Source organism: Kangiella aquimarina DSM 16071 (assembly GCF_000374105.1).
Classification (GTDB): Bacteria; Pseudomonadota; Gammaproteobacteria; order Enterobacterales; family Kangiellaceae; genus Kangiella; species Kangiella aquimarina.
This window is the reverse complement of the sequence record NZ_KB893650.1, coordinates 268,454-293,020: the sequence shown is the minus strand read 5'-3', so window position 1 is coordinate 293,020 and position 24,567 is coordinate 268,454. Positions and strand designations below refer to the sequence as shown.

Genomic DNA, 24,567 nt, shown 5'->3' with positions numbered 1-24,567 from the left:
TCGAATTATAAAAAAAAGCAATGGGGATTTGCGTTTATGAGCAGCGTACAAGAACAGCAACAAGATCAAGATAAAACCGAAGCAGCGACAGAACAGAAGCTACCGGATTCCAGTCTTATAGAGCAGTTACCGGATAATAAAAAACAGCTGCATCCAGACTCCATCAAAGTGTCGCGAATCAGTACCGCTTTGGTGTGTTTGATCATTGCTATTGTGCCGACTGCGATCGCTATATTCAGTGATAATTTCTGGCTGATGTATATTGGTCTGGCGGTTGCAGCGATTATCTTTACCATTGGTTTTATCTGGGCCAAAAAATCATACGACTACACCTGGTACTGGCTGGCTGACGAAGGTCTTTATATTCAAAGCGGAGTCTGGTGGCGTAAAAAGACGCTGATACCTTTTAATCGTGTGCAACACACCGATGTGGCGCAAGGCCCACTGGAACGTAAGTATAAATTGGGCAAGCTGGTGACGCACACCGCGGGTACACGTGATGCCTCAGTTTCGCTGGACGGCATCTTGCTGGATACCGCTCATAAGTTGCGTTCCGTGTTGCAGGAAGAAGGCGAAAGCGATGCAGTCTGAAGTACAGGCCAATCGGCTGCACAAAATATCCCCGTTATTTATTCTGTTTGAAAACATTAAGAAACTAATATTTCCTATCGTTGTTGCCCTTTTCAGTACGCGCGGAAGTTCATGGGAATTATTTGCCTTGGGCTTTGCGCTGATCATCAGTTTAGGCGCCATTGTCCAATACCGCTTTTATCGTTATTGGCTGGAAGGCGATAAGATTCGAGTGCAGGAAGGGATCTTCTTTCGCAATGTTCGCCAGGTTCCTTATAAAAAAATTCAGAACCTCAATTTAGTACAGTCGCCACTACACCGGTTATTTGGAGTGGTTAAAGTACAGCTTGAGTCTGCATCAGGCGGTAAACCGGAAGCGGTTATCAACGTAATAGATATGCAGGCGGTAAATGAACTTAAGCGCAAAATAAATGAAGAAGAAGAGCAGGAAGAAGTCGCGCAACCCAAAGACAGTATCATAAGCTTATCATTCGGTGAGATTGTGCGTTATGGCATGATTACTAACCGGGGCATTGTCGCTGTAGCCATCTTTTTTGGTTTTATCATGCAATTCATGGATAACCAGGTTGAACGCCTTGTTACCAACTATATCAGTCAGTTCACGCAATGGATTGATGGCTTAGTAAGTAGTATCGAATTCGAAAATGGCTGGCTTTACTACATCCTGATAACCATCATTGGCGTGATTGCGGCAATCATTGCCCTGTGGCTATTGTCGATAGCCATGGCGTTACTGAAATTTCATGGCTTCGTGCTGATCAAAAACAAAGATAAACTGCAGGCAACCATGGGATTGCTAACGCGCTTGCAGGCCACCATTCCCATGACTCGCATTCAGACCTTGACCATTCATGAGTCGCTGCTGCATCGCTGGTTTAAACGAATTGGTATCACCATTGAAACTGCCGGTGGTGTTAATAATGAACAGCAGGGTGTCAGCATGAAGCAGGTGGTTCCAGTTGCGCCCAATAGTATGCGTGATCAGTTGCTCAATGAAATTCAGAGCGATGTGAATTGGGATGCCATTGACTGGCAGCCAATTAATCAGAAAGGCTGGCGCCGCGTTTTGAAGGTTATGGTCTTAATAGGGTTGGTCATTACTGCACCGTTAGCCTTGTGGACCCTCTATGCCTATCCGGTGGGCTTTGTTTTATGGCTAATCTATAGCGTTTATTATTCTAAAGCCTACGTTAAAGGGGCTGGCTATCACATTAATGGTCAATTGGTAGCCTTTAAAGATGGTGTCATTTTTACTAAATACACTTTTGTCAGACTACCCAAAACCCAGACTATAGCGGTGAAGGAAAGTCCATTCGACCGTCGTCATGGCATGGCCAGCCTGGAAGTGGATACCGCCGGTGCAATGGTCGGTGCGCATCATATCAATATTCCCTATCTGGACCTTGGCGTAGCGATTGCTATCAAGGATCGCATCAGCGACAACATTAAAGGCACCCGATTTAATTGGTAGTTTTCCTTTCTAGTCAGTGAGTCCTAATCTACCGGAGTCAGTAATGACTGGCTCCGGTTTCCATTGAAAGCATCTATCAGCGGTATATTTTTCATACGGCAATAGAGTAAATTTCAGGCGTAGATGTTAGAATGGCGTCAATTTTATCAGTTTCAAATAGCCTGCCATGAGCAGGTTTCAAATATTCAAAAGGTTATTTCATGAATCAAGAATTTCTTAAGCATATTCAGCAAAACATTGACGAAGTTAAGGAAGCTGGCCTTTATAAGAAAGAAAGGGTCATTGACTCACAACAGGCCGCCGATATTCATGTCACAACAGGTGAGAGTGTTCTTAACTTCTGTGCCAATAACTATCTCGGTCTGGCTAATAGCCCAGAACTGATCAAGGCTGGTCAGGAAGCGCTGGACCATTATGGTTACGGCATGGCTTCAGTACGTTTCATCTGCGGTACGCAGGATGTGCATAAAGAATTGGAAAAGCGCATCAGTGAATTTCTGGGTATGGAAGATACCATTCTTTATTCTTCATGTTTTGATGCAAACGGTGGTTTGTTTGAAACATTATTGGATCCGGAAGATGCGGTAATTTCTGATGCATTGAATCATGCTTCGATTATTGACGGTGTACGCTTATGTAAAGCGAAACGTTACCGCTATGCCAATAACGATATGGCTGATCTTGAAAAACAATTGCAACAGGCTGACGCTGACGGTGCCCGTTATAAGCTGATTGTGACAGATGGTGTCTTCTCAATGGACGGCATCATCGCCGACCTTAAATCAGTCTGTGATCTGGCCGATAAATACAATGCGTTAGTGATGGTTGATGATTCACATGCGGTGGGCTTTATCGGTGAAAAAGGTAAAGGCTCGCATGAATTTTGCGATGTGATGGGTCGCGTTGACATTATTACTGGAACACTAGGCAAAGCACTAGGTGGTGCTTCAGGTGGTTATACTTCGGCTAGCAAAGAAGTGGTCGAGTGGTTACGCCAGCGTTCACGTCCTTATCTATTTTCGAACACCTTGGCGCCAGTGATTGCGGCCGCCAGTTTAAAAGTTCTGGATATGCTGGAAAATGGCGACGAGTTACGTAAGAAGTTGCGTCATAACAGTGAATACTTCCGCGAAAAAATGACGGCTTTAGGTTTTGAACTAGTGCCAGGTGAGCATCCAATCATTCCAGTAATGCTAGGAGATGCCGCTTTAGCCAGTAAGTTTGCTGATATGATGTTGAAAGAAGGCATCTATGTCATCGGTTTCTCTTTCCCGGTTGTACCGAAAGGGCAGGCGCGTATTCGTACGCAAATGTCAGCCGCTCACGATATCGAACACATTGATCGCGCCATTGCCGCTTTTGAAAAAGTGGGCAAAGAACTTGGCGTGATTAGCTAAACCTGTTTGGGGTAGATTGAATGAAAACATTAAGCAAAGCCAAAGCCGAAAAAGGTATTTGGATGGTCGATCAGCCTAGACCTGAGCTTGGCCATAATGACGTATTAATCAAGATTAAGAAAACCGCAATCTGCGGTACCGATATGCACATTTATCACTGGGATGAGTGGGCGCAGAATACCATTCCGGTGCCAATGACGGTTGGCCATGAATATGTGGGCGTGATCGAAGAAGTTGGCCAGGAAGTTAAAGGTTTTAAGGTGGGCGACCGTGTCTCTGGCGAAGGCCATATCACCTGTGGTGTCTGTCGCAATTGCCGTGCGGGTCGACGTCACCTGTGCCGTAATACGGTGGGTGTCGGTGTTAATCGTCCGGGAGCCTTTGGCGAGTACCTGGTTATTCCGGCAGAAAATGCCTACAAGATTCCAGATGACATTTCGGATGAAGTCGCGTCTATTCTTGATCCGCTAGGTAACGCTGCGCATACGGCATTGTCATTTGACCTGGTTGGTGAAGATGTACTGATTACCGGTGCTGGCCCGATTGGCATTATGGCCGCCGCCATTGCTCGCCATGCAGGTGCGCGTCATGTGGTGATTACCGATATCAATGATTATCGCTTGGATCTGGCAAAGCAAATGGGTGCAACGCGCACTGTAAATGTCAGTCAGGAAAAGCTTGAAGATGTCATGAAAGAGATTGGCATGAAAGAAGGCTTTGACGTGGGCATGGAAATGTCAGGCGTGCCGTCAGCTTTCCGTTCGATGCTACAGACTATTAATCATGGCGGTAAGATTGCCATGTTAGGTATTCCTTCAAGTGATCTGGCAATTGACTGGAATCAGGTGATTTTCAAAGGTCTCATCATCAAAGGCATTTATGGCCGTGAAATGTATGAAACCTGGTATAAGATGATCGCCATGCTGCAGTCTGGTCTGGATGTCTCTCCAATCATTACTCACCGCTTTAAGATTGACGAGTTTGAAACAGGCTTTGAAACCATGGCCAGTGGTCAGTCTGGTAAAGTGGTTTTGAGTTGGGATTAGATTGGTAAATTTTATTTTGTGATGATTTATAAGTGGAATATTGGATTGTAAAACTCTGACCAATGTTTCGCTAATCAGCGAGTTACTTTTCTTGCGTGGCCAAGAAAAGTAACCAAAAGAAGGCCACCCCGATATTGAGGTCATTCAACGAATGACTGCCTTCGAAGCTCTCAAGCCACTTAACGCACCATAAAATACAGGCCTTCCTTGGCCTGAATTTTACTATCAAAATCATCCACGATTTTGATTGCTATAACTTGAGAACTCCTCAGCTCAATATAAGGGGATCTAAGATGTGCTTGCTGTTGATAACAGAGTAAACTGACATAATTTGAGGTGACTTTGGGAATAAGTGTTCGCTGGCGAAGTTGGAACGGTTTATCCAAGAAAGAGTTGTATGATCTGATACAGCTCCGCCTTGCTGTATTCTGTGTCGAGCAAAATTGTCCCTATCAGGATCTGGATGGTCTTGATAAACAGGCGATGCATTTGTTGGCTTACAATGATGGAAAGCTGATTGGGTATTTACGTTTGTTTGAGTCGCTGGAACAGTATTATGGTCTGGCATCAATAGGTCGGGTGTGTACTGAGCAATCAATGCGAAAGCAGGGCTTAGCTCGAGACATGATGCAGTTGGCGTTGAGTTACAGTGATAAGCATTTTGCTAAAAATATTAAAATCAGTGCGCAGAAATATCTTGAGGACTTCTATGCCAGTTTGGATTTTGTCACGGTAACGGAACCCTATCTTGAAGATGGTATCCCACATATAGGCATGATTAGACAATACGAGGACAACGATGCTTAAAGATTTTCTTTCTCAAGCAGGCTGGATGACTAAAACCCTTGTGGGCATCTCTATTCTGGTCAGTATTCTGACCATGTCGGGAACCAACGAATATACCTATTGGTTTGCTTTTAACTGGAATCTTATCCTGCAAGGTGAAGTTCACCGTTTAATTACCCCCATCTTTTTACACTTTATGATTGGTGCATTTCCAATCCACTTGTTGTTTAACATGATGTGGTTATGGGATCAGGGTGGCTCAATTGAGAAAGCCCGAAGTGCCTGGTATTTATTGGTGATAGTGCTAATAACAGGTGTCGCTTCAAACGTTGGTGAGTATTTTTCTTCAGTTTATTTCGGTTATGGAAGATCCTATTTATTTGGCGGTATGTCGGGTGTGGTTTATGGGCTACTAGGCTTTAACTTTGTGCGCCGTCGTTTCGATCCATTCTTCCCGGTTCATGTCCATCCTGGACTGATGCAGTTCATGTTGTTGTGGTTGGTGCTCGGCTTTACCGGATTATTAGGCAATATTGCCAATGCCGCCCATTTAATAGGCTTACTGAGTGGTGGTCTATTAGGTTACATCACTGCAAAAACTAGAGCGTTTTAATTCATGACCCAATTCAAAAGAATCAGTATCGAAGATACTAAGCAATTGATGCAGGATAAGGATGTCATGTTGGCCGATATACGTGACCCGCAGTCGTTTGCTGCGGGCCATATGCCGAACTCAAAGAATATCAATAATCAGAATGCTGCAGAGTTTATTGAGCAGTCGGATAAGGACAAGCCATTAGTTGTGGTTTGCTATCACGGTAACAGCAGCCAACCAGCCGCGCAGTATTTTGCCGCTCATGGTTTTAAAGAAGTCTACAGCATGGATGGTGGTTTTGAGTTGTGGAAACTGAATAATCCGGTCGAAAAGTAATTAGACTTCGCTATACCTTTGCCATCATTTCAATAGGGCTTACGCCGAAAAACTTTCGATCGGGTCCGGTGGCAACTCGTCGGTTAAAATCTCTCTGGCTCGAATATAATTTTCTTCATCTACCATCAAAGGCACTTCACCGATAGTAAAAGAGTAGGTGCTGAGAGAGTGTTCGTGCAAGATGGTGGCCTGGATACCGTGAGATTCAAGAAGGCCGCGGGCGATATGTGCCTGCATGGTATTGGGATATGTTTCGACGACCACTAATGACATAAAAACCTCCTTGCTTAAGAAATATTAAGCCATGAACCAAGAAGGATTGCAATTGGGGATATTGCGGTGAGTTAGTGCTTAGAAACGAAAAAGGCAGGCCCATGGCCTGCCTAGTTTAAAGGACAATCTTATGCAGCTTTTGATTGGCGTGACTGATGATCCTGATACATCTTTTCAAGTCGTGTTGAGTTCGCCAGCAGGTACTCGAAGGATGCCAGCGAAGCTTTAGCGCCTTCACCCATTGCTACCACGATTTGCTTATAAGGTACCGTAGTCACATCACCGCAGGCATAGATGCCGGGTTGTGAAGTTTCGCACTTCTCATTGATCACCACTTCACCAAAGCGTGTCAGCTCAACCACATCACCTAGGAACTTGCTGTTTGGCACCAGTCCAATCTGCACAAAGACGCCATCCAGCTTTAAGCTGTGCAAAGCTTCGGTGGCTCTGTCCTGATACTCGATAGCGGACACTTTACCATTCTCTGAATGGATTTCTTTTGTCGAGACATTGCGCAGAATGGTGATGTTATCGCGAGCTTCTGCCTGATCGACCAGGACCTTGTCGGCTTTTAGTTCGGGCATGAATTCGAAAACGGTAACCGACTTCACGATGCCTGCCAAATCAAGTGCCGCTTCAATGCCTGAGTTACCACCACCAATGACCGCAACATCTTTACCTTTAAAGAAAGGCCCATCACAGTGGGGACAGTAGGCAACGCCATTCCCAACATTTTCTTTCTCACCAGGTATACCAAGCTCACGCCATTTAGCACCCGTTGCGATAATTAAAGTTTTACTGTCGATAACTTCACCCGAAGAAAGGGTTACGCTTTTAATATCACCTTGTTCGATATTGGTAACGCGTAGATGTTCTTTGACAGTAACGTCATAATCATTCAGGTGTTGCTGTAAAGCACCTGACAATTCTGGACCTGTCGTTTTAGGCACAGAAATCAAATTTTCGATACCCATGGTGTCTTTGACCTGACCACCAATACGGTCTGCAATCAGGGTAACCTTCAGTCCTTTACGCGCACTGTAGATGGCTGCGCCAACACCTGCTGGGCCACCGCCAATAACAACAACGTCCTGTAACGGCATCTGCTCGTCGGCATTAGCTTGTGCAATGCTGGGATCTTTTTCCAGCAGCTTATCTATCAATTCTGCAGCTGTGACTTTACCGTTCGCAAACAGCTCACCATTCATGTATACGCTTGGTACACCTTGAATATCGCGCTCTTTGACCATGTCCTGGAATAGGCCGCCATCGATCATTTCTGTCTTAATATTAGGGTTCAGCAGCGCGAACTGATTCAATGCCTGAACCACATCAGGACAGTTATGACAGCTTAGGCTGATGAAAACTTCAAAATTCATTTCCTGCTGTACGTTGGCTACCATTTTCTTCAGGGATTCATCCAGCTTGACCGGACTGCCCGCTGCCTGTAACACAGCAAGCACCAGAGAGTTAAACTCATGGCCCGATGGGATGCCTGAGAATCGGATGCCTGTATCGTCTCCATCTGCCTCAAGAATGAAGCTGATCGGACTGCGAACCTGACCTGACAGATCACGCTCTTCAAATTGCAGTTTGTCGCTGACGCTGACAAAACTGGTTAGGAATTCTTTAAGTTCATTTCGTTTTGAATGCTCACCGGTTTGCAAAACGAAAGTCACCGTCTTTTGCATCTTGGCGGTATAGCCCTTTAAGGCTTCTAAAATTTGATTATTCAACATTGGGTATTCACCTTTGTCTTGCGTTAGTTGGATATTCCACACCCGATATAAGAAAAGGGTAAAGAATGCTCAAGCTCCGGAGAGCTGGCTGGCCGCAGCCAGCCAATTCTTAAGGGTATGACTGAAAACAGTCGGTCTTAGATTTTGCCTACCAGGTCTAATGAAGGAGCAAGAGTTTCTTCACCTTCTTTCCAGGCTGCTGGGCAAACTTGACCTGGATTATTGCGTACATACTGAGCGGCTTTGATTTTACGCACTAGCTCTTCAGCATCACGGCCCACACCTTCAGCAGTGATTTCCATAACCTGGATAACGCCGTCAGGGTCAACAACGAAAGTACCGCGGTCTGCTAAGCCTTGACCTTCACGCATAACGTCAAAGTTACGAGTGATTTCGCCTGTTGGGTCGCCGATCATGGCATAGTTAATTTTGCCGATAGTGTCTGAAGTTTCATGCCATGCTTTGTGAGTGAAGTGAGTGTCAGTAGATACTGAGAATACTTCTACGCCACGGCTTTGCAGTTCTTCATAATGATCGGCAAGGTCGCCAAGCTCGGTAGGACATACGAATGTGAAGTCGGCTGGGTAGAAGAAAAATACTGCCCATTTGCCTTCGATATCTTTGTTAGAAACTTCAACAAACTCACCATTTTTAAAAGCAGTTGCTTTGAATGGTTTAATTTCAGTGTTAATAAGTGCCATAAATAAGTCTCCTAGGATGGTTAAGTAATAAGTATTAATTGAGTTCAGGAGCTACTGTAGTGGTTATAGGCAAATTAGTAAATTTGATTAATTTGATATTTATGTTCTAAAATATTGAACATCGAGGCTAATAGATACCGCTATGATTTCCTTTAAGCAATTAACTTATGCCCTGGCAGCAGCAGAAACACTCCATTTCAAGAAAGCTGCCGATAAATGCCATGTCAGTCAGTCGGCACTAAGCACGGCGCTCAGCCAGCTGGAAGAGCAACTGGGCGTACAGATCTTTGAGCGAGATAATAAAAAGGTGCTGGTTACACCCATTGGGCAGGAAGTATTGGCAAGGGCAGCGGAGATTGTGGCGCAGGTACATTCGTTACAAAATCTGTCCTCCAGCCTTAAAGAACCATTGAGTTTTCCACTGTCGGTCGGCGTTATTCCAACCATTGCACCTTATCTATTACCCAAAATGTTTCCGACCCTGAATAAGCGATTTCCAAATGCCGAGTTGCGCATTGTCGAAGAACAGTCACACGTTCTGGTCGAAAAGGTCAGAAAAGGGGAGCTGGATACAGCGATTCTTGCTTTGCCTTATGAGTGTGAAGGCTTACTGACTATGGAGTTCTGGCAGGAAGACTTTTTCTGGGTAACCCTGAAAGGCGATAAATACAGCCAGCAGAAAGAAATCACCAGTGATGAAATGATGCATAGCAATCTGATGCTGTTAAAAGAAGGCCACTGTTTGAAAGACCATATTCTGGATGCCTGCAAATTAAGTGAAGAAGAAACCGAGCATGGCTTCGGGGCAACAAGCTTGAATACCCTGATTCAAATGGTACTCGGCAAGTTGGGGACGACTTTGATTCCTGAAATGGCATTGGATCAGCTGATTTCACAGAATAAGGAATTATCAGCGGTCCATCTAAAAGAACCCGGCCCACACAGGCGAATTGCCTTTATTATCCGGCCTAACTTCACCCGGCTATCAAGCGTGGAAGCCTTAAAAGATGTGTGCAAAGATGCTCTGGCCGGCAACGGCGCATAGCCCTTGGGTAATGTGATTAAGATCCAGTACAATGACTTCACTTTAGTTTAGGCTGGCAAAGCATGAATTTTAATAACTGGCAAAATGCCGATGATACTGCGATAAAAGAGCTGCCTTTTCATGTGGCTGAGTGGCTGGCAGAATTTGGCTCACTCACAGAAAAGCTGTCGCGATATGTGGATCAGGTTAAGCTCGATGTACTTTGCGAAGGTGCTGATATATTAACAGCCGAAGAGGCATCAGCTTTAAAGGTAAGCGGTGATGTGACCTGTCAGGTTCGAGAAGTAGTTTTATATGGCCCACAAAGCCCCTGGATCTACGCGAGAACCAGTATGCCGCTGACAAGTAAACACCTGATTGAGAAGCTTGGCAGTAAACCATTGGGCAGCATATTGTTTACCGATGAAGAACTGAGAAGACAATTTTTGCAGGTATGTCAGCTACAGGAAACCAGCCAGCTGTATAAAAGCGCGATTAGGTATTTGAAGAATGAAAACTTGTTAGTGGATAGCGAGAAGCCAAAGCTGTGGGCAAGGCGTTCGCTGTGGAAGAAGAAAGATAAAGACGATGGGATGCTGGTGTGTGAGGTGTTTTTGCCGGATGCACCTTTGTATCGGTAGCTTAATTATTTATCAGTATAAATTTCGCCTTTTGGCGAGTTACTTTTCTTGGGTGGTCAAGAAAAGTAACCAAAAGAAGACCACCCGTGAATTGAGATCATTCTTCGAATGATTACCTTCAAAACTGTTTGTTCATAACGTACCGCGAAATACGTTCCATCCCTGGCCCGAATTTCGCTATTTGAATCGTCCAGATTCAAATTACTATGACCAAAAAGTTCCTTAGCTCAATTCAAATGGGCTAGCCCGAGGCAAGCTGGTAATTGAATGAAAAAATTTTATAGGTTTATGTACTTATAAAAAGGGGATAAGTTTGAATAAAGAGAAATGGCGTCAGTATTCGTTATTAATGCGGTTGGATAAGCCCATTGGTACTTTTTTATTGTTGTGGCCAACGTTGTGGGCGTTGTGGATTGCGGCGGAGGGTTTGCCTCCTTTATGGATTTTGTTGGTGTTCTGTCTAGGTGTGTTTTTAATGCGATCAGCGGGTTGTGTAATCAATGATTATGCTGACCGGGATTTTGATGCCCATGTGGAGCGGACTCGGGATAGACCCCTGGCGCAAAATAGGGTGTCGCCGCGTGAAGCTATGAGTTTGTTCTTACTGCTGGTGTTAATAGCGTTTGCTTTAGCTTTGACCCTTAATTGGTTTGCAGTCAGTTTGAGTTTTGTTGCTATTGGTCTGGCCGCGAGTTATCCCTTTATGAAACGCTATACCTATTTCCCCCAGGTGATTCTGGGCGCTGCTTTTGCCTGGTCAATTCCTATGGCGTTTGCAGCAATACAGGATGAATTACCTTTGATTGTCTGGGTCATTTATACCTCAACGGTGTTATGGGTTCTCGCGTATGACACTCTGTATGGCATGGTTGACCGTGAGGATGACTTGCGCCTTGGATTGAAATCGACCGCGATATTGTTTGGTGAGATGGACCTTGTGATGGTCGGTGTTATTCAGGCGTTGTTCCTAATTGGAATGTATCTGGTTGGGGAGCAATTGGAATTTGGAGTCTATTATTACGTTGCTTGGGTTATAGCTTTGTTGCTGGTGGCAATCCAGATGTGGCGTTGTCGTACCCGTGATCGTCAGGAGTGCTTCAACGCCTTTTTAAATAATAATTATGTTGGATTAGTCCTCTTTCTGGGAATCGTCCTGCACTTCCAGTTTGGGTGAGTTTTCATCGACAAGAAGAATCTGATCGCGGGCCTGCTGGCGTAAACTACGAGCAGCCTGCTGCAGACCTTGCTGAACAGGAACACTCAGCATGCTCAGAATACTTTGATACAGATCTTCGCAGCTTTTAGTGGCGCGCATACCAATGCCTTCTCTGTGTTCAACCCAACCCTGTTCCTTTAGAACTTTAACCTGAGTTTTAAACAGGTTCTTATCAAAGAACTCCGGTGCATTGATACCATAAAGCGCTGCAATACGTTGTGCCAGCTTCTGGCTTTCCTGCTCAAGCTCTGCACGGTGAATAACTTGTTCAGGTTTAAGACTGAACAAAATGGTTAAACTCATTGCATAGCGTTGAAGAGCCGGCTGAACGGCCTGTGCCAACAACATCAGACGTGACCATTGTGGTGCTTCACTGTCTGCCGGAACGTACTCATCGCCACGCTTCAATAAAAGTTTGTTATCAAGCATGGTCTGAATCAGTTGTTCAGCGCGCTGATCCAGCTCTTCAATATCCCAGCGAACATAGAGTTCCTGGTGAAGGAAAGGATAGACAGTCTTGACGGCATTGATGATGTGTTCATGAGTGACGTCATCGTGGCGCTGGAAGATAGAAGCAATTAAAGACGGAAGTGCGAATACATGGAGGATATTGTTGCTGTAGTAGGTAGACAGTATCGCTTCATCGCCTTCGATGGAAATTACATCACCAGCAGGATCGTTTATTTCCTGCACCATACCGAGCTTTTGAGCCGTTTCTAATAACTCTTCACCGCTTTCCTCTGGGATATTGATGTGATCGCTATAAGGAGCCTGACGGGAGATGGTCATTAGAAGATCAAGATGAGCAATCAGCTCATGTTTGTCCATCGCCAGACGTGGAGTTGCAAGAAGCGATAAACTGACAAGGCAGACACTGTTTAAACTGACGGAGGCATTAATACGACGATTAATTTCATCGCCCAGATCAACTACGAAATTAGATAACCAGTCAGGGCGAGCCTGAGACTGGCCCTGAAATTCTGTCCAGTCTATCTGTTGCTGTTTGAGGTAATCTTCAAGCGCCAAGGGCTGGCCAAAATTTAGATAAACCTTACCATAAAATCGTTTCAGTGCTTTGCGAACACCGAGCAATTGTCCGACAGACTCCTGTTTCTTGGCGTTGCCGCGTAGTTCGCCGACATAGCTTTTGCCTTCAAACATACGCTCGTAACCAATATAAACAGGCACAAATACGATGGGACGACGAACACCGCGCAACATACTTTGCACGGTCATGGCCAGCATACCGGTTTTGGGAGTTAGCAATCGCCCTGTACGGCTACGACCACCTTCCTGGAAATATTCAACCGGGATACCTTTGTTGAACAAACGGTAAAGATATTCATTGAAAACCGCAGTATAGAGTTTGTTACCACGAAAACTGCGGCGCAAGAAGAATGCACCACCACGACGCAGGACTGAACCAATCGGCCAGAAGTTAAGGTTTATACCCGCGGCAATATGAGGTGGCACCAATCCTTCATGGTAAAGCTGATAAGACAGTAATAAATAATCAGCATGACTACGGTGGCAGGGAACATAAACCAGCTCATAATCTTTGGCTAGCTGTCGCACTTCTTTAAGATTATTGACTTCAATTCCGGCGTAAATTTTGTTCCACAATCGAGTAAGAGTGGTCGACAAAAAGCGAATCATGCGCGGGCTAAAGTTGGCTGCAATTTCTTTAACATATTTGCCAGCCTGCTTTTCTATTTGAGCACGTGATTTGCCGGTTTTCTTGATTTCACGCTCAACCGCCTGATTCACGAGATCGGAGGCGACGATACCATCAATCAGGTCGCGACGATTTTGTGTGCGTGGCCCGACGGTCGCTACCCACTGTCGGTTGAAGTGAACACGCAGAATACGGCTTATTTTATGTGCTGTTTTGTCAGCAGGATTGTCCAGATTAACGTCAGGTGAATTAAGAGCAATGGGCTCGCCGTATTGAACTAGACATTGGCGGCCAAGAAACAGCATGATAAAAAACTTTGCGATACGGCCTGACTGTTCAACGTTAGACATGAAATAGCGCAGGAAAGATTTTTCTTTTCCCGGATTTCGTCCCCAGTAAATAGACACAGGAACGAGCTTATAAGATTTATCGGGATTAGCCTGTTGTGCTTGCACCAGTTTGGACAGCGACTGCTTATGGGCAGCATTGACTTTACTGCGGCGAATAATACCTGGGCGAGTATTCAAGAATAAACAACTGCCGGACTCAGGAACCGCCAGCTTTTTATCGGTCGCACGAGCGGAAGGCAGTTCTAGCTGCGAAGCCTGGCGGCGAAGCAGTTCTATCGCAGTCATCGACTGAGTTCTTAGCACATAAATAATGTGATCATCATTATTAAGTTCGAATTCTTTTTTAGGATCAGATGGCGCACCCTGCTCACGAACCAATAATTTTAATGGTAGGCGTAACAGTGAAACAGTCAGGTTTTTTAAAGAAGATGAAATCGACATAAAAATCTCTATTCGTTAATACAGTTAGAGCAGTAGCTCTACAGGATGCGGATGGCTTAAGAAGTCGCGCGGACTGGCAGTGAAGCCATAGGCGCCAGACTGAAAAACTGCCACCCAGTCACCAATTTCTGCCTTCGGGAGTTCCATCTTATTGGCAAGGATATCAAGTGGTGTACACAAGGGACCAACAATGTTCACCAGCTCGGTGTCAGATTGTTGCATACGATTGGCAATTGCAACAGGATAATTTTTGCGGATGACCTGGCCAAAATTACCAGATGCAGCAAGATGATGATGCAGGCCACCGTTACAAATGAGGTAGGTTTGGTCGCGCGAAATCTTTTTATCGGTAATCTGACACACATAAACACCGGCGTTGCCGACCAGGTAACGGCCAAGCTCTAAAATTAGTTCGCAATCAACAAGAAGTTTTTGATGCTCGGTAATTAGCTGATTGAGGTTGTCAGCAATTGGCTCAAGATCGAGCAATTGATCACCAGGGAAATAAGGGATACCAAAACCTCCACCAATATTTAAGTGCTTTAGTGAAAAGCTGTATTCCTGTTGTAATCGATCGACAAGTGCAAAAATACTGTTATGTGCGGTGATGATGGAGCCTGCGTTCAGATTTTGCGAACCTGTGAAAATATGTAAACCCATAAAATGGAGTTTGGGATGTTTGAGCAACTCAAATACTGAATCGAGTTGTTCCACATCAATGCCGAATTGTTGCGGCCCACCACCCATCTTCATGCCTGAAGATTTGAGTTCAAAGTCCGGATTTAGACGAAGGGCGACGTTGGCACTTGTATTATCGTGTTCCACAATGGCAATGATACGTTCTAGCTCAGTGATTGATTCAACATTGAGAGTAATGCCGGCAGCAATTGCCATACTCAATTCCTGTGTAGATTTCCCAGGCCCTGCAAAGCTGACTTTGGACGGTGATATTCCGGTAGATAAGGCGATATGCAGCTCTTTAGCAGACGCCACATCAAGACCATCGACCTGCTGTGATAAATAGTTGACTACCGCGGGCATTGGATTAGCTTTGATGGCGTAATGCAAACTGACTTCTGGGAAATAGTGGCGTAGTGTTTCAACGTTCTGTTGAATGACTGCGCGATCATAAACATAAAATGGCGTTTGTCCGGCTATAGCGGCTAGCTGGTCAATGGCGTGCCCGGCAATAACCAGTTGACTATCACGGGTAGTAAATTGACTCATGTCAGCGTGCGTTTTAAGACTCATGCATAGGGTCCTTTAAGTGGTTAGCTAGCCGTCGGGGCACTTGAGGTGCCATATTCATGCTGAATTTGTTTGCGGTCAATTTTGCCATTGGGATTACGCGGCAATTGATCGACAAAGGCAATGTACTTAGGCTGCATATAGTTTGGCAACTGCTGCTGACAGTAGCGTTTTACATCCTGCTCCGTCAGTGGGCCATCACATCTAACAACTAACTTGATTGCCTGTCCCAGTTCTTCGTCAGCTAAGCCAAAGGCAATGACTTCTGCAACACCATCCAGTTGATAAAGAGCTTCTTCAAGCTCGGCCGGACTAATGCGGTATCCTGAACATTTTATCATATCGTCCTGGCGACCGATAAAATACAGAAAACCATCCTTGTCTCGACGAACCGTATCGCCTGACCAGACCGCCAGTTCAGGCAGGTAGTTTGTGGTACTGTCAATCGGTCTAAAGCGCTCTGCGGTCTTTTCAGGTGAATTCCAGTAACCGAGACTGACATGAACCCCACGATGAACCAGCTCTCCGGGTTCGTCTACATCGCATTCGGTTCCATCCGGTCTAAGCACCAGAACTTCTGCATTGGGGATGGCTTTACCAATGGACTCAGGGTGTGAGTCGATAAAGGCAGGTTCGAGATAAGTAGAGCGGAAAGCTTCGGTCAGGCCATACATCAGATAAGGCTTAGCGCTGGGTAAATGTGCCCTTAATTGCTGCAAGGTGGATGTTGGCATGGCGCCACCGCTGTTGGTGAAGTATCGCAGACAGCTGGTCTCTGCAGGCCACTCCAATTTTGCCAATTGAATCCACAGTGGCGGAACAGCTGCGAGTCCCGTAATCTGATGTTTGGCGACCTGACGAATGACGTCACGGGGCAGCAGGTACTCCATTAAGACAACCGTTGCACCGACCAGCAGGCCAGTTGTGATCTGGCTTAAGCCATAATCAAAACTTAAAGGAAGAACCACCAGGATTTTATCTTCAGCTGTATTATGTAAGTACTGACTGACGCTCTGGGCACCGGCAATCAGGTTGCGATGGGACAGACAAACACCTTTCGGCTGACCGGTTGAGCCAGAGGTATAGAGGATTGCCGCCAGGTTTTGATCGATAACCGGGATATCCGGTGCAGAATAAGTATGTTCAGCTGTTTGAGGCCAAAGTTGCTGCTTAAGGTCTGCCGAGAAAGTATCAGCATCAGCAGTCTTATCAACCAGCAACAGATGCTCAAGATCAGCCAATGGTTGTAAGGCATCGCCAAGCAATGTAGCTCTTTGCTGGCTGGTAATCAGTAACTTAACATTACAATCATTAAGAATATAAGCGACCTGAGCAGCTTTGAGCACTGGATTGACAGGAACGAATACCAGGCCCGCCCGACTGGCAGCCAGAATGCTAATAACTGTCTCTATCTGTTTTGGCAGATAGACTGCAATACGCTGACCCGGCTTTAGCCCCATATTAATAAAGGTATGAGCAAGATGGTTAATGGCCTGCTCTAGCTGGGCATAGCTCAATTGACGTTTGTTATCGTCAATCGCGACTTTGTCCGCGAATTTTTGCTGGCTTGCAGTTACAATGGCGTCAAGCTGGCAATACATGATTGTTCCTATTGAAAAGAGTGCCGCTATTGTAGCTTTTTCAATGAATTACGTCAGCAATTGACGCACATGTATGCCATCATCGGAATAATCATCATAAGCTAGGCTCAATAGCCAATTGAGCAGTTAACGATATTAGAAAAAGAAAAGGGTTAAAAGAAAGAGTTATATGCGGCTAATTTGGTACATCGTCATTTTATTCATCACCTACGGTTCTCTGTATCCATTTGATTTTGGTCTGAGCCGCGATCTTCCAGATGACTTTTCAAAGTGGTTATTCAGCTGGCACCATAGAACCATTCGCAGTGACCTGATTGCCAATATTCTGCTCTTTATCCCTTATGGATTCTTTGGTGCATTAACCATCAAGGAAGAAAATCGAGGTTGGCCGCTACTGTGGATTATTCTGACCTTTATCGGTGGTTTCCTATTTGCACTTTTTCTGCAGATTCTACAGTTTTATCTTCCCTCCAGAATTCCTGAGGCAGCTGACGCTTTAACTAACTCCATCGGTATCCTGGTTGGCTTTGCGCTGGCGGGCTTTACCAACAGTCAAAGAGTGCAGCGCTTAATTCCAAGAGGGTTGCGGTTCCAGCTCACGCCAGCATTACTGGTGTTGGTGTTATGGCTGGCATGGCAGTTTTTTCCTTATATCCCGGTGTTCGAGGGTAAGCAGTTTGGTGATGGACTGAGTCATATAGTCAGTAGTGGCTGGTCATTGGAATTGTGGATGGAACGGATATTATTCTGGATGGTGTTCTACTATGTGCTGGAAAGAGTGGTAGCCAAAAAATACAGCATGACGGTCATCATTGGCATCACACTGTTTGTTCTAATTATTAAACTGGCCATGTATCGAAGCCAGCTTGGATGGAGTGAAATTAGCGCGGTGCCATTAGCAATTCTGCTGCATGCCTATCTGGGGCATTCGGTAAAAGTAGTGCTAATAACGATTGGGGCGGCGACCCTCTTTGTCTGGCAGAACCTTTTCCCGTGGCACTGGCAAAGCACCATTAACAGCTTTGAGTGGATGCCGTTTGATAACTTCCTGACCGGCAGCACCTGGAATAATCTTAGTGCCTTGTTACGCGAATCCTTGCTGCTGGCTTCCTTTGGTTATTTTCTTGGCAAATGGCTATCGAGCTACAGAGCCGCAGGTACGGTATTGACAGTGTTCGTCATACTGGTCACGGCACTACAATTTTTCATTGTAGGAAAACAGCCAGACAGCACCTCAATTGTCATGGCGCTGGTGTTAGCCATCCTGTTCCACAGACTGGCAAAGATAGCACCTTGATTGTTCTTGAAAGATTGGGGGTAAAAAAATAGCACCTGACCTCGTTGGGAGCTTAGCCAGGTGCCTCAAGGGAAGTGAAGCAAATAAAAAATTAGTTAGGCTGGTACAGGGTATAGAGCTCGTTTTCTTCTAGCGATACACGATGAGTCAGCACTTTACCCACAGTTTCAAAATCCTTTTTAAAGGATTCTTTTTGTTCCGCTGTGATAATCGGTTTTGAATAGGTTTTACAGAAACGGATAACTGCTTGTGCAATGTCATTCATTTCACTACGGAAATCTTTGACCAGATCCATACTGGAAGAGTCATCGGACAATTTCTGCTCCAGATAGACATAAAACTTCACATTTTCTTTTAGCAGGTGTGCCTGAAAGTCACGTTTAAACTGAGTGACTAAATCGGCAAGTTTCTCACGGTTATTAGCCTCAAAGCCTTCTGTCCAGATACGACCATAAAGTGCAACCAAATGATTATGATCACCTTTTAGGTTGTCTATCAGGTGGGGGTCGTAACTGATGCCGTAATGATTACGCTTCTTGGTGAAATCAACTTCTTGGATGGGGTTTGGCTCACGTGTATCGATATTTTCTGGTCGATCACGAAAAAAGTTTTTGATAAAACCAAACATGGTGCGACTCCTCAGCTATATGTAAAAAGTAGAAACAAAATATTATCTTTTTAATCTCTCTAGTAGACACTAATTATTGATATATATCAATAGCTTAGAATGCAGAAATGACCACTGCGTCAATGCAGAAATGCATCAAAATAAAAAGTATTTTTTATGCAGGATTTATAACAATTTTGTTAAAAACACTGCAAAAAGTGATAACCAATTCATAAACCCTATAAATAACCCTTTGGTACATATGGTTATTTTGATGTGGGTATGATTATTTAGAGGGGCATAGAAAAACTGTAATAAAAAGAAGCAGTTAATGCATATCTGCATTTTTATAATGTCAGATAAGGTAAAAATTTTTAAAACAATATAGCTGAACGAAGGACGGAAATTATGATTGAACAAAAACTCTCACCATTAAAGCAGGCCTTATCCCACCATAAAGCCTATGGACTATTAAACTCGACGGACAATATTCGCACCTTCATGGAATATCATGTCTATGCTGTATGGGATTTCATGACCTTATTGAAAGCCCTGCAACGCCGTTTAACCTGTGTGGATATTCCGTGGCGGGAATCAAGTTACCCCACAGAAGTTGTGCGATTCATTAATGAAATTGTGATTGGGGAAGAAAGTGATCTTGACCAAAATGGTCATCCGATTAGTCACTATTCACTCTATATCGAAGCCATGCAGGAAGTTGGGGCTGACGTTGCAAAGGTACAGCAGTTTGTTGCAACGCTTGATACCAGCATCATTCCAGAAGGTGCTCGAGAGTTCGTGGAGTACAACCTGAAACTTGCTAAAGAAGGAACCGATGAAGAAGTCGCTGCAGCCTTCCTGTATGGGCGCGAAAAATTGATCCCAGAAATGTTCACCGGCATCAAAGAAGCGTTAATCAGAGAAAATGCTGACTGCCCAACGCTGATCTATTACCTGGAGCGTCATATCGAACTTGATGGTGATGAGCATGGCCCACTGGCTGAAAAATGCCTAAAGGCAATATGCGGTGACGATAAAGAAAAGTGGCAGCGAGCATTGACGGTAGGCGAGGAATGCTTACAGATGCGCGATGCACTTTGGAATCAGGTTGAAAAAGCACTGGTTCAAAAATCGGGCATTAAAGCTGCCTAAAGCTATTGTTATAAGAAAATGTCTTAAGTTAGGTCATAAAGACCAACCCCTCGCCGCCTGCTTAATAACCTAGGTAGGCGGCACCCTTATCAAGCGTCTTCATTAGCACTTAAAATAAAGTTTAGTTACAATGCCTTAAACTCATCCAATAAGTGCTGCTATGCAAGATATCGTCATTGCCCCCTCTATTTTATCCGCCGATTTTGCCCGTCTTGGAGAAGAAGTCGAGAATGTGTTGAAGGCCGGAGCCGACTGGGTTCATTTTGATGTGATGGATAATCACTATGTACCAAACCTGACCATCGGGCCGATGGTTTGTGAAGCCCTGAGAAACTATGGCATTGAAGCCCCTATTGATGTGCACTTAATGGTTGAGCCTGTCGATAGAATCATTCCTGACTTTGCCAAAGCCGGTGCCAGTTATATTACCTTCCACCCAGAAGCATCCAAGCATGTTGATCGCACTATAGGCCTGATTAAAGAGCAGGGTTGCAAGGCAGGTCTGGTGCTGAATCCGGCAACACCATTAAGCGTGCTGGATTATGTGATTGATAAACTGGACATGGTGCTGTTGATGTCCGTGAATCCTGGCTTTGGTGGTCAAAGCTTTATTCCTCATACCTTACAAAAGTGCCAACAAGTACGCCGTCTGATTGATGAGCGTGGGTTAGATATTCGCCTGGAAATTGATGGTGGCGTCAAGGTCGATAATATTGAGGAGATTGCAGCTTGTGGGGCTGATACTTTTGTTGCCGGCTCGGCTGTATTTAATGCGGATGATTATGCCAAGGTGGTTCATAGCATGAAAGAAAATGCTGCTAAAGGGCGTTTAGGTTAATCCTCCTATTTGAAAGTTCATTGTCAGCTTGTTAGGTTGAAACTATGAGAAAAGTTTGGTGGGTATTAGTAGCACTAGTGGTCGCAGCATTTATCGGCCACTATATTGCGGATCAGGCAGCAATCGATGAGTGTCTAAAAACTGGCGGAACCTATTTTTACGACCAGCATTATTGCTCTAAAACAGAAGCCTATGCCGGTTCGACTAACTATATTTCCAACCATATTGGCTTCATCATTCTACTGGTGTTGAGTGTAGCTTTTGCAATTGGTGCCTATTTCATCAAAGCTCCCAAACCCATGGTCGGCAAGCACAAACGCCTGCTGATGATCGATAACTACGATTCATTTACCTATAACCTGGTGCAATACTTTGCAGACTTAGGACTGGATGTCTTAGTTAAACGCAATGATGAGTTAACGGTAAAAGAAGCTAAGGAAATCAATCCTGACTACATTGTAATTTCACCAGGGCCTGCCACCCCAAATGAATCCGGTATTTCGCTTGCCGTCATCGAAGAGCTGGCGGAGGACTACCCCATACTGGGCGTTTGTTTAGGGCACCAGGCGATGGCACAGGTTTTTGGTGGCAGGATTATTCGTGCTAAGCAGGTTATGCACGGAAAAACCTCAGAGATTCACCATGCCAATAAAGGTGTTTTTAAAGATCTGCCCAATCCGATAGAAGCAACACGCTACCATTCATTAGTAGTTGATAACGACAGCCTGCCTCAAGAGTTTGAAGTCACCGCCTGGACGGAAGATGAAGAAGGTGAGCTTGAATACATCATGGGCATTAAACACAAAAGTCTGAAACTGGAAGGCGTACAGTTTCATCCAGAATCCATCATGAGCCAGCATGGCCATCAGATGTTGAAGAATTTTATCCTTGAATATAGGAATTAGATAGGTATGAAGACACAAGGATGTGTTTATATGCTCGCCTCAAAACCAAATGGGACTCTGTATACTGGGGTTACGAGCAACCTTTTACAAAGAGTTTGGCAACATAAAAATAATCAAGCCAAAGGCTTCACTGAAAAATATGATGTGAAGCAATTAGTTTATTATGAAGTTACTGAAGACATTGTGTCTGCTATTACGCGCGAGAAACAGATCAAGAAATGGAATAGGGTTTGGAAGATCAGGTTAATTGAAGAGATGAATCCTGAGTGGGAAGATTTGTATTATGAGTTGATAGATGAGAAAGTTCGAAAATGATGGTTGATTTAATTCTATTGAAAATTAAAAGAGCATAGATTCCCGCCTACGCGGGAATGACAAGCTTATTAGTTAGTTCATCTCTCGGTTACATTTATAGTCTTCATCTCGTTAAGTATTACCAAAGTAAACGCAGAGCAATATCTTCACCGACATGTCATTCCCGCGAAGGCGGGAATCCATAAAAAGTTGCTATTATTACAGAAGTATCCGGTGAAGTATGATTTTCGATCTTGTCTGTCTCTGACGATATTTGGTTAAACGAGCCATCGACTAGGTGATCCAGGTACTTGTTTAGAATCAATCACCCAACAAAAAAGCCATGTGTTTCCACATGGCTTTCTTATCATAACGAAACAGTAAAACTAGCGTGCTCCGAAGATCACCATTGTCTTACCTTTAACGTGAATATGGCCTTCTTCTTCCAGCGCTTTCAGCACTCGGCCAACCATTTCACGCGAACAGCCAACAATTCGGCTGAGTTCCTGACGGGTGACTTTAATCTGCATCCCGTCTGGGTGAGTCATAGCATCGGGTTCTTTGGCTAGCTCAAGTAGGGCATGTGCCACACGACCTGTCACATCGAGGAATGCCAAATCACCAACTTTACGGCTGGTTTTACGCAGGCGGGTAGCCAATTGAGTCGCCAAGCGGAATAGCACATCTGGATTTTCACGCGTCAGTTGGCGGAATTTGTCGTAGCTGATTTCAGCGACCTCACACTCAGATTTAGTACGAACCCAGGCAGTGCGATCATGGTCATCAGTAAAAAGGCCCATCTCACCAAAGAAATCACCAGGATTCAGGTAAGCAAGCACTAACTCGCGACCTTCATCATCTTCAATCAATACGGTTACTGAGCCTTCAAGTAGGAAATACAGTGTATTTGACGAATCGCCGGCATAAATCAGAGTGCTTTTCGCTGGGAAGCGACGTCTTTGACAATGGTTGAGGAACCATTGAATGGTCTCGTCTTGTGCCAAATGATAAGGTAGCGCCATGAAGTCGTCCTATTTTATTGTAATCTAATGAAAATATAGCATGAAATCTTAGTCATGTACCCCTTCAAAATCAAATTTGTTGTGGCACTATATAGCCACCTAATTATACAACTGAGTCACAAAACACTATGAAAGTAACCTTAGACTGGGTCGGCGACCTGAATTTCGTCGGAAAGAACAGCAAACGCCAGCGTGTCATGTTTGGCGGAGAGGGTGATTATGTTTCTCCAATGGAGAATTTATTGATGTCTGCAGGAGCCTGCGCCTCGATTGACGTGGTCATGATTCTGGAAAAAGCACGTCAGAATATTACTGGTTGTCATTGTGAAATCGAAGCTGACAGAGCCGATGAGCCACCGCGCCGCTTTACGGGAATAAACTTCCATTTTGTAGTCAATGGAAAGGATCTGTCTCCAAAGCATGTGAAGAAGGCGATCGATCTATCAGTGGAGAAATACTGTTCAGTCATGCATTCACTTGATCCCAATATGCCGATTAAAACGTCATTTGATATCGTTCCGGTTTGATAAATTAGAATTAGATACTTTTTATGTATTCTGGATTTCATGGAGAAACCCAGAATACAACTGCATAATGCATAATCGTTTATACATCATTAAAGTATTTAGTGATTTGTGTGGTCTGCGTGAATGCTTTCATTACTGGTATTATCAAGTAGTTCATGGACAGCCTCAACAAAGTGCGTAAATTCAACATACTGTTTTACAAAATGACGACCAGCCTGCACAGAGTTGTCTGCATTCTTGGAAGCATTTTTCGTAGCTTCAAAATCGGTAACCAGTTTACGTGATAGTTTCTGGAGGAGGGCATTTTTAAGTTCGTCCACAGCCCCAGACTCAATAGCTTTATCGGTTAGCTGTATAATAGGGCTAGTGGAGTTAGCTGGCTGCAGCCCTAAATAAGGAGCTCCTTCAGAGGCCCTATGTATTCGAACCAAAGTTTCGAAAAAGTACATGTCTGCTAGTTCCATTGCTTCCTTACTTTGACTTCTAACTGTAACAGTCTTGTCAAAAGCCGCTTTAATGATGTCTTCGTCATCTGTACTGACCCATTTCAAAACGGGAGTGATATCACCTTTTTCAAGAGCGGTTTTGGCAGCCATGACAACAGGCCCATCCAAAGTGTCGCAATGAGCAGAGGCTTGGTTAATTGGTAATAAGGAAATAAATACAACAATAAGGGAAAAGGGGAGCCAACGTTTAATAAGCATAAGTACACCTGAGAGATGAAAAATAACAGGTAAAAGCTAACAGGTTGAGCAGAAGATTGACTTGATTTAAGTCAAGCCTGTTCAGAGGCA

The 24,567-nt window shown here is 44.5% G+C and carries 25 protein-coding genes; 16 read left to right on the top strand and 9 right to left on the bottom strand.

Annotated elements, in window-relative coordinates; all coding sequences use genetic code 11:
* The first annotated feature begins 36 nt into the window (after positions 1–36).
* The 7 genes from B158_RS0101445 (at position 37) to glpE (ending at position 6,222) form a co-directional block, all read left to right on the top strand.
* Positions 37–591, top strand: coding sequence for a PH domain-containing protein (locus B158_RS0101445; RefSeq protein WP_018623544.1), 555 nt, complete (start codon positions 37–39; stop codon positions 589–591).
* Positions 581–2,062 carry a PH domain-containing protein gene (locus B158_RS0101440; RefSeq protein WP_018623543.1) on the top strand — a complete coding sequence of 494 codons (1,482 nt, stop codon included), beginning with the start codon at positions 581–583 and terminating at the stop codon, positions 2,060–2,062. The genes B158_RS0101445 and B158_RS0101440 overlap by 11 nt, the downstream gene beginning before the upstream one ends.
* Positions 2,063–2,262: 200 nt before the next feature.
* Positions 2,263–3,459, top strand: a complete 1,197-nt coding sequence (locus tag B158_RS0101430; RefSeq protein ID WP_018623542.1) for a glycine C-acetyltransferase — start codon at positions 2,263–2,265, stop codon at positions 3,457–3,459.
* Between the two features lie 20 nt (positions 3,460–3,479).
* The gene (tdh, locus tag B158_RS0101425) at positions 3,480–4,505 is read left to right on the top strand and encodes an L-threonine 3-dehydrogenase (RefSeq protein ID WP_018623541.1); all 1,026 of its coding nucleotides are present in this window, start codon (positions 3,480–3,482) and stop codon (positions 4,503–4,505) included.
* Positions 4,506–4,847: 342 nt separating this feature from the next.
* Positions 4,848–5,312 (top strand): GNAT family N-acetyltransferase, encoded by a 465-nt coding sequence (locus B158_RS0101415; protein ID WP_018623539.1) that lies wholly within the window; start codon positions 4,848–4,850, stop codon positions 5,310–5,312.
* 25 nt (positions 5,313–5,337) lie between these two features.
* Positions 5,338–5,904, top strand: a complete 567-nt coding sequence (locus B158_RS0101410) for a rhomboid family intramembrane serine protease (RefSeq protein WP_228127050.1) — start codon at positions 5,338–5,340, stop codon at positions 5,902–5,904.
* Between the two features lie 3 nt (positions 5,905–5,907).
* Positions 5,908–6,222, top strand: coding sequence for a thiosulfate sulfurtransferase GlpE (glpE, locus tag B158_RS0101405; RefSeq protein WP_018623537.1), 315 nt, complete (start codon positions 5,908–5,910; stop codon positions 6,220–6,222).
* A gap of 39 nt (positions 6,223–6,261) precedes the next feature.
* On the opposite strand, the gene B158_RS0101400 is transcribed toward glpE, so the two are convergent.
* From B158_RS0101400 to ahpC, 3 genes are all read right to left on the bottom strand, one after another.
* Entirely contained in the window at positions 6,262–6,495 is a 234-nt protein-coding gene (locus B158_RS0101400; RefSeq protein WP_018623536.1) for a putative signal transducing protein, read from the bottom strand.
* A 128-nt stretch (positions 6,496–6,623) separates the two neighbouring features.
* Positions 6,624–8,234, bottom strand: a complete 1,611-nt coding sequence (gene ahpF / locus B158_RS0101395; RefSeq protein WP_018623535.1) for an alkyl hydroperoxide reductase subunit F — start codon at positions 8,232–8,234, stop codon at positions 6,624–6,626.
* Positions 8,235–8,371: 137 nt separating this feature from the next.
* Positions 8,372–8,935, bottom strand: coding sequence for an alkyl hydroperoxide reductase subunit C (ahpC, locus tag B158_RS0101390; protein WP_018623534.1), 564 nt, complete (start codon positions 8,933–8,935; stop codon positions 8,372–8,374).
* A 142-nt stretch (positions 8,936–9,077) separates the two neighbouring features.
* On the opposite strand from ahpC, the gene B158_RS0101385 reads away from it, so the two are divergent.
* From B158_RS0101385 to ubiA, 3 genes are all read left to right on the top strand, one after another.
* Positions 9,078–9,980 (top strand): hydrogen peroxide-inducible genes activator, encoded by a 903-nt coding sequence (locus B158_RS0101385; protein ID WP_018623533.1) that lies wholly within the window; start codon positions 9,078–9,080, stop codon positions 9,978–9,980.
* A gap of 62 nt (positions 9,981–10,042) precedes the next feature.
* Positions 10,043–10,600 (top strand): chorismate--pyruvate lyase family protein, encoded by a 558-nt coding sequence (locus B158_RS0101380; RefSeq protein WP_018623532.1) that lies wholly within the window; start codon positions 10,043–10,045, stop codon positions 10,598–10,600.
* 349 nt (positions 10,601–10,949) lie between these two features.
* The gene (gene ubiA / locus B158_RS0101375; RefSeq protein WP_407635752.1) at positions 10,950–11,774 is read left to right on the top strand and encodes a 4-hydroxybenzoate octaprenyltransferase; all 825 of its coding nucleotides are present in this window, start codon (positions 10,950–10,952) and stop codon (positions 11,772–11,774) included.
* On the opposite strand, the gene plsB is transcribed toward ubiA, so the two are convergent.
* From plsB to B158_RS12830, 3 genes are read right to left on the bottom strand one after another with little or no spacing between them, the layout of a single operon-like run.
* Entirely contained in the window at positions 11,730–14,282 is a 2,553-nt protein-coding gene (gene plsB / locus B158_RS0101370) for a glycerol-3-phosphate 1-O-acyltransferase PlsB (RefSeq protein ID WP_018623530.1), read from the bottom strand. The two genes, ubiA and plsB, sit on opposite strands and share 45 nt — an antisense overlap.
* A 24-nt stretch (positions 14,283–14,306) precedes the next feature.
* A complete protein-coding gene (locus B158_RS0101365; RefSeq protein ID WP_018623529.1) occupies positions 14,307–15,533 on the bottom strand; it encodes a pyridoxal-dependent decarboxylase, exosortase A system-associated in 1,227 nt (408 codons plus the stop codon).
* 20 nt (positions 15,534–15,553) lie between these two features.
* Entirely contained in the window at positions 15,554–17,131 is a 1,578-nt protein-coding gene (locus B158_RS12830) for an acyl-CoA ligase (AMP-forming), exosortase A system-associated (protein ID WP_018623528.1), read from the bottom strand.
* Between the two features lie 169 nt (positions 17,132–17,300).
* Between B158_RS12830 and B158_RS0101355 the strand changes: the two genes are divergently transcribed.
* A complete protein-coding gene (locus B158_RS0101355) occupies positions 17,301–18,428 on the top strand; it encodes a VanZ family protein (protein WP_018623527.1) in 1,128 nt (375 codons plus the stop codon).
* 91 nt (positions 18,429–18,519) lie between these two features.
* Here B158_RS0101355 and B158_RS0101350 read toward each other — a convergent pair whose 3' ends face one another.
* Positions 18,520–19,056, bottom strand: coding sequence for a hemerythrin domain-containing protein (locus B158_RS0101350; RefSeq protein WP_018623526.1), 537 nt, complete (start codon positions 19,054–19,056; stop codon positions 18,520–18,522).
* Positions 19,057–19,443: 387 nt separating this feature from the next.
* Between B158_RS0101350 and B158_RS0101345 the strand changes: the two genes are divergently transcribed.
* From B158_RS0101345 to B158_RS0101330, 4 genes are all read left to right on the top strand, one after another.
* Positions 19,444–20,187 (top strand): DUF3050 domain-containing protein, encoded by a 744-nt coding sequence (locus B158_RS0101345; RefSeq protein ID WP_018623525.1) that lies wholly within the window; start codon positions 19,444–19,446, stop codon positions 20,185–20,187.
* 160 nt (positions 20,188–20,347) lie between these two features.
* Positions 20,348–21,025 carry a ribulose-phosphate 3-epimerase gene (gene rpe / locus B158_RS0101340; protein ID WP_018623524.1) on the top strand — a complete coding sequence of 226 codons (678 nt, stop codon included), beginning with the start codon at positions 20,348–20,350 and terminating at the stop codon, positions 21,023–21,025.
* Positions 21,026–21,324: 299 nt separating this feature from the next.
* The gene (locus B158_RS0101335) at positions 21,325–21,930 is read left to right on the top strand and encodes an anthranilate synthase component II (RefSeq protein ID WP_033413920.1); all 606 of its coding nucleotides are present in this window, start codon (positions 21,325–21,327) and stop codon (positions 21,928–21,930) included.
* A 6-nt stretch (positions 21,931–21,936) separates the two neighbouring features.
* Positions 21,937–22,245, top strand: coding sequence for a GIY-YIG nuclease family protein (locus B158_RS0101330; RefSeq protein WP_018623522.1), 309 nt, complete (start codon positions 21,937–21,939; stop codon positions 22,243–22,245).
* A 365-nt stretch (positions 22,246–22,610) separates the two neighbouring features.
* Here the strand turns inward: B158_RS0101330 and crp are convergent, their stop codons facing one another.
* A complete protein-coding gene (gene crp, locus B158_RS0101325; protein WP_018623521.1) occupies positions 22,611–23,246 on the bottom strand; it encodes a cAMP-activated global transcriptional regulator CRP in 636 nt (211 codons plus the stop codon).
* 128 nt (positions 23,247–23,374) lie between these two features.
* Here crp and B158_RS0101320 point away from each other — a divergent pair, with 128 nt between their 5' ends.
* Positions 23,375–23,773 (top strand): OsmC family protein, encoded by a 399-nt coding sequence (locus B158_RS0101320; protein WP_018623520.1) that lies wholly within the window; start codon positions 23,375–23,377, stop codon positions 23,771–23,773.
* 98 nt (positions 23,774–23,871) lie between these two features.
* Here the strand turns inward: B158_RS0101320 and B158_RS0101315 are convergent, their stop codons facing one another.
* Positions 23,872–24,477, bottom strand: a complete 606-nt coding sequence (locus B158_RS0101315) for a DUF6448 family protein (protein WP_018623519.1) — start codon at positions 24,475–24,477, stop codon at positions 23,872–23,874.
* Positions 24,478–24,567: the final 90 nt, after the last annotated feature.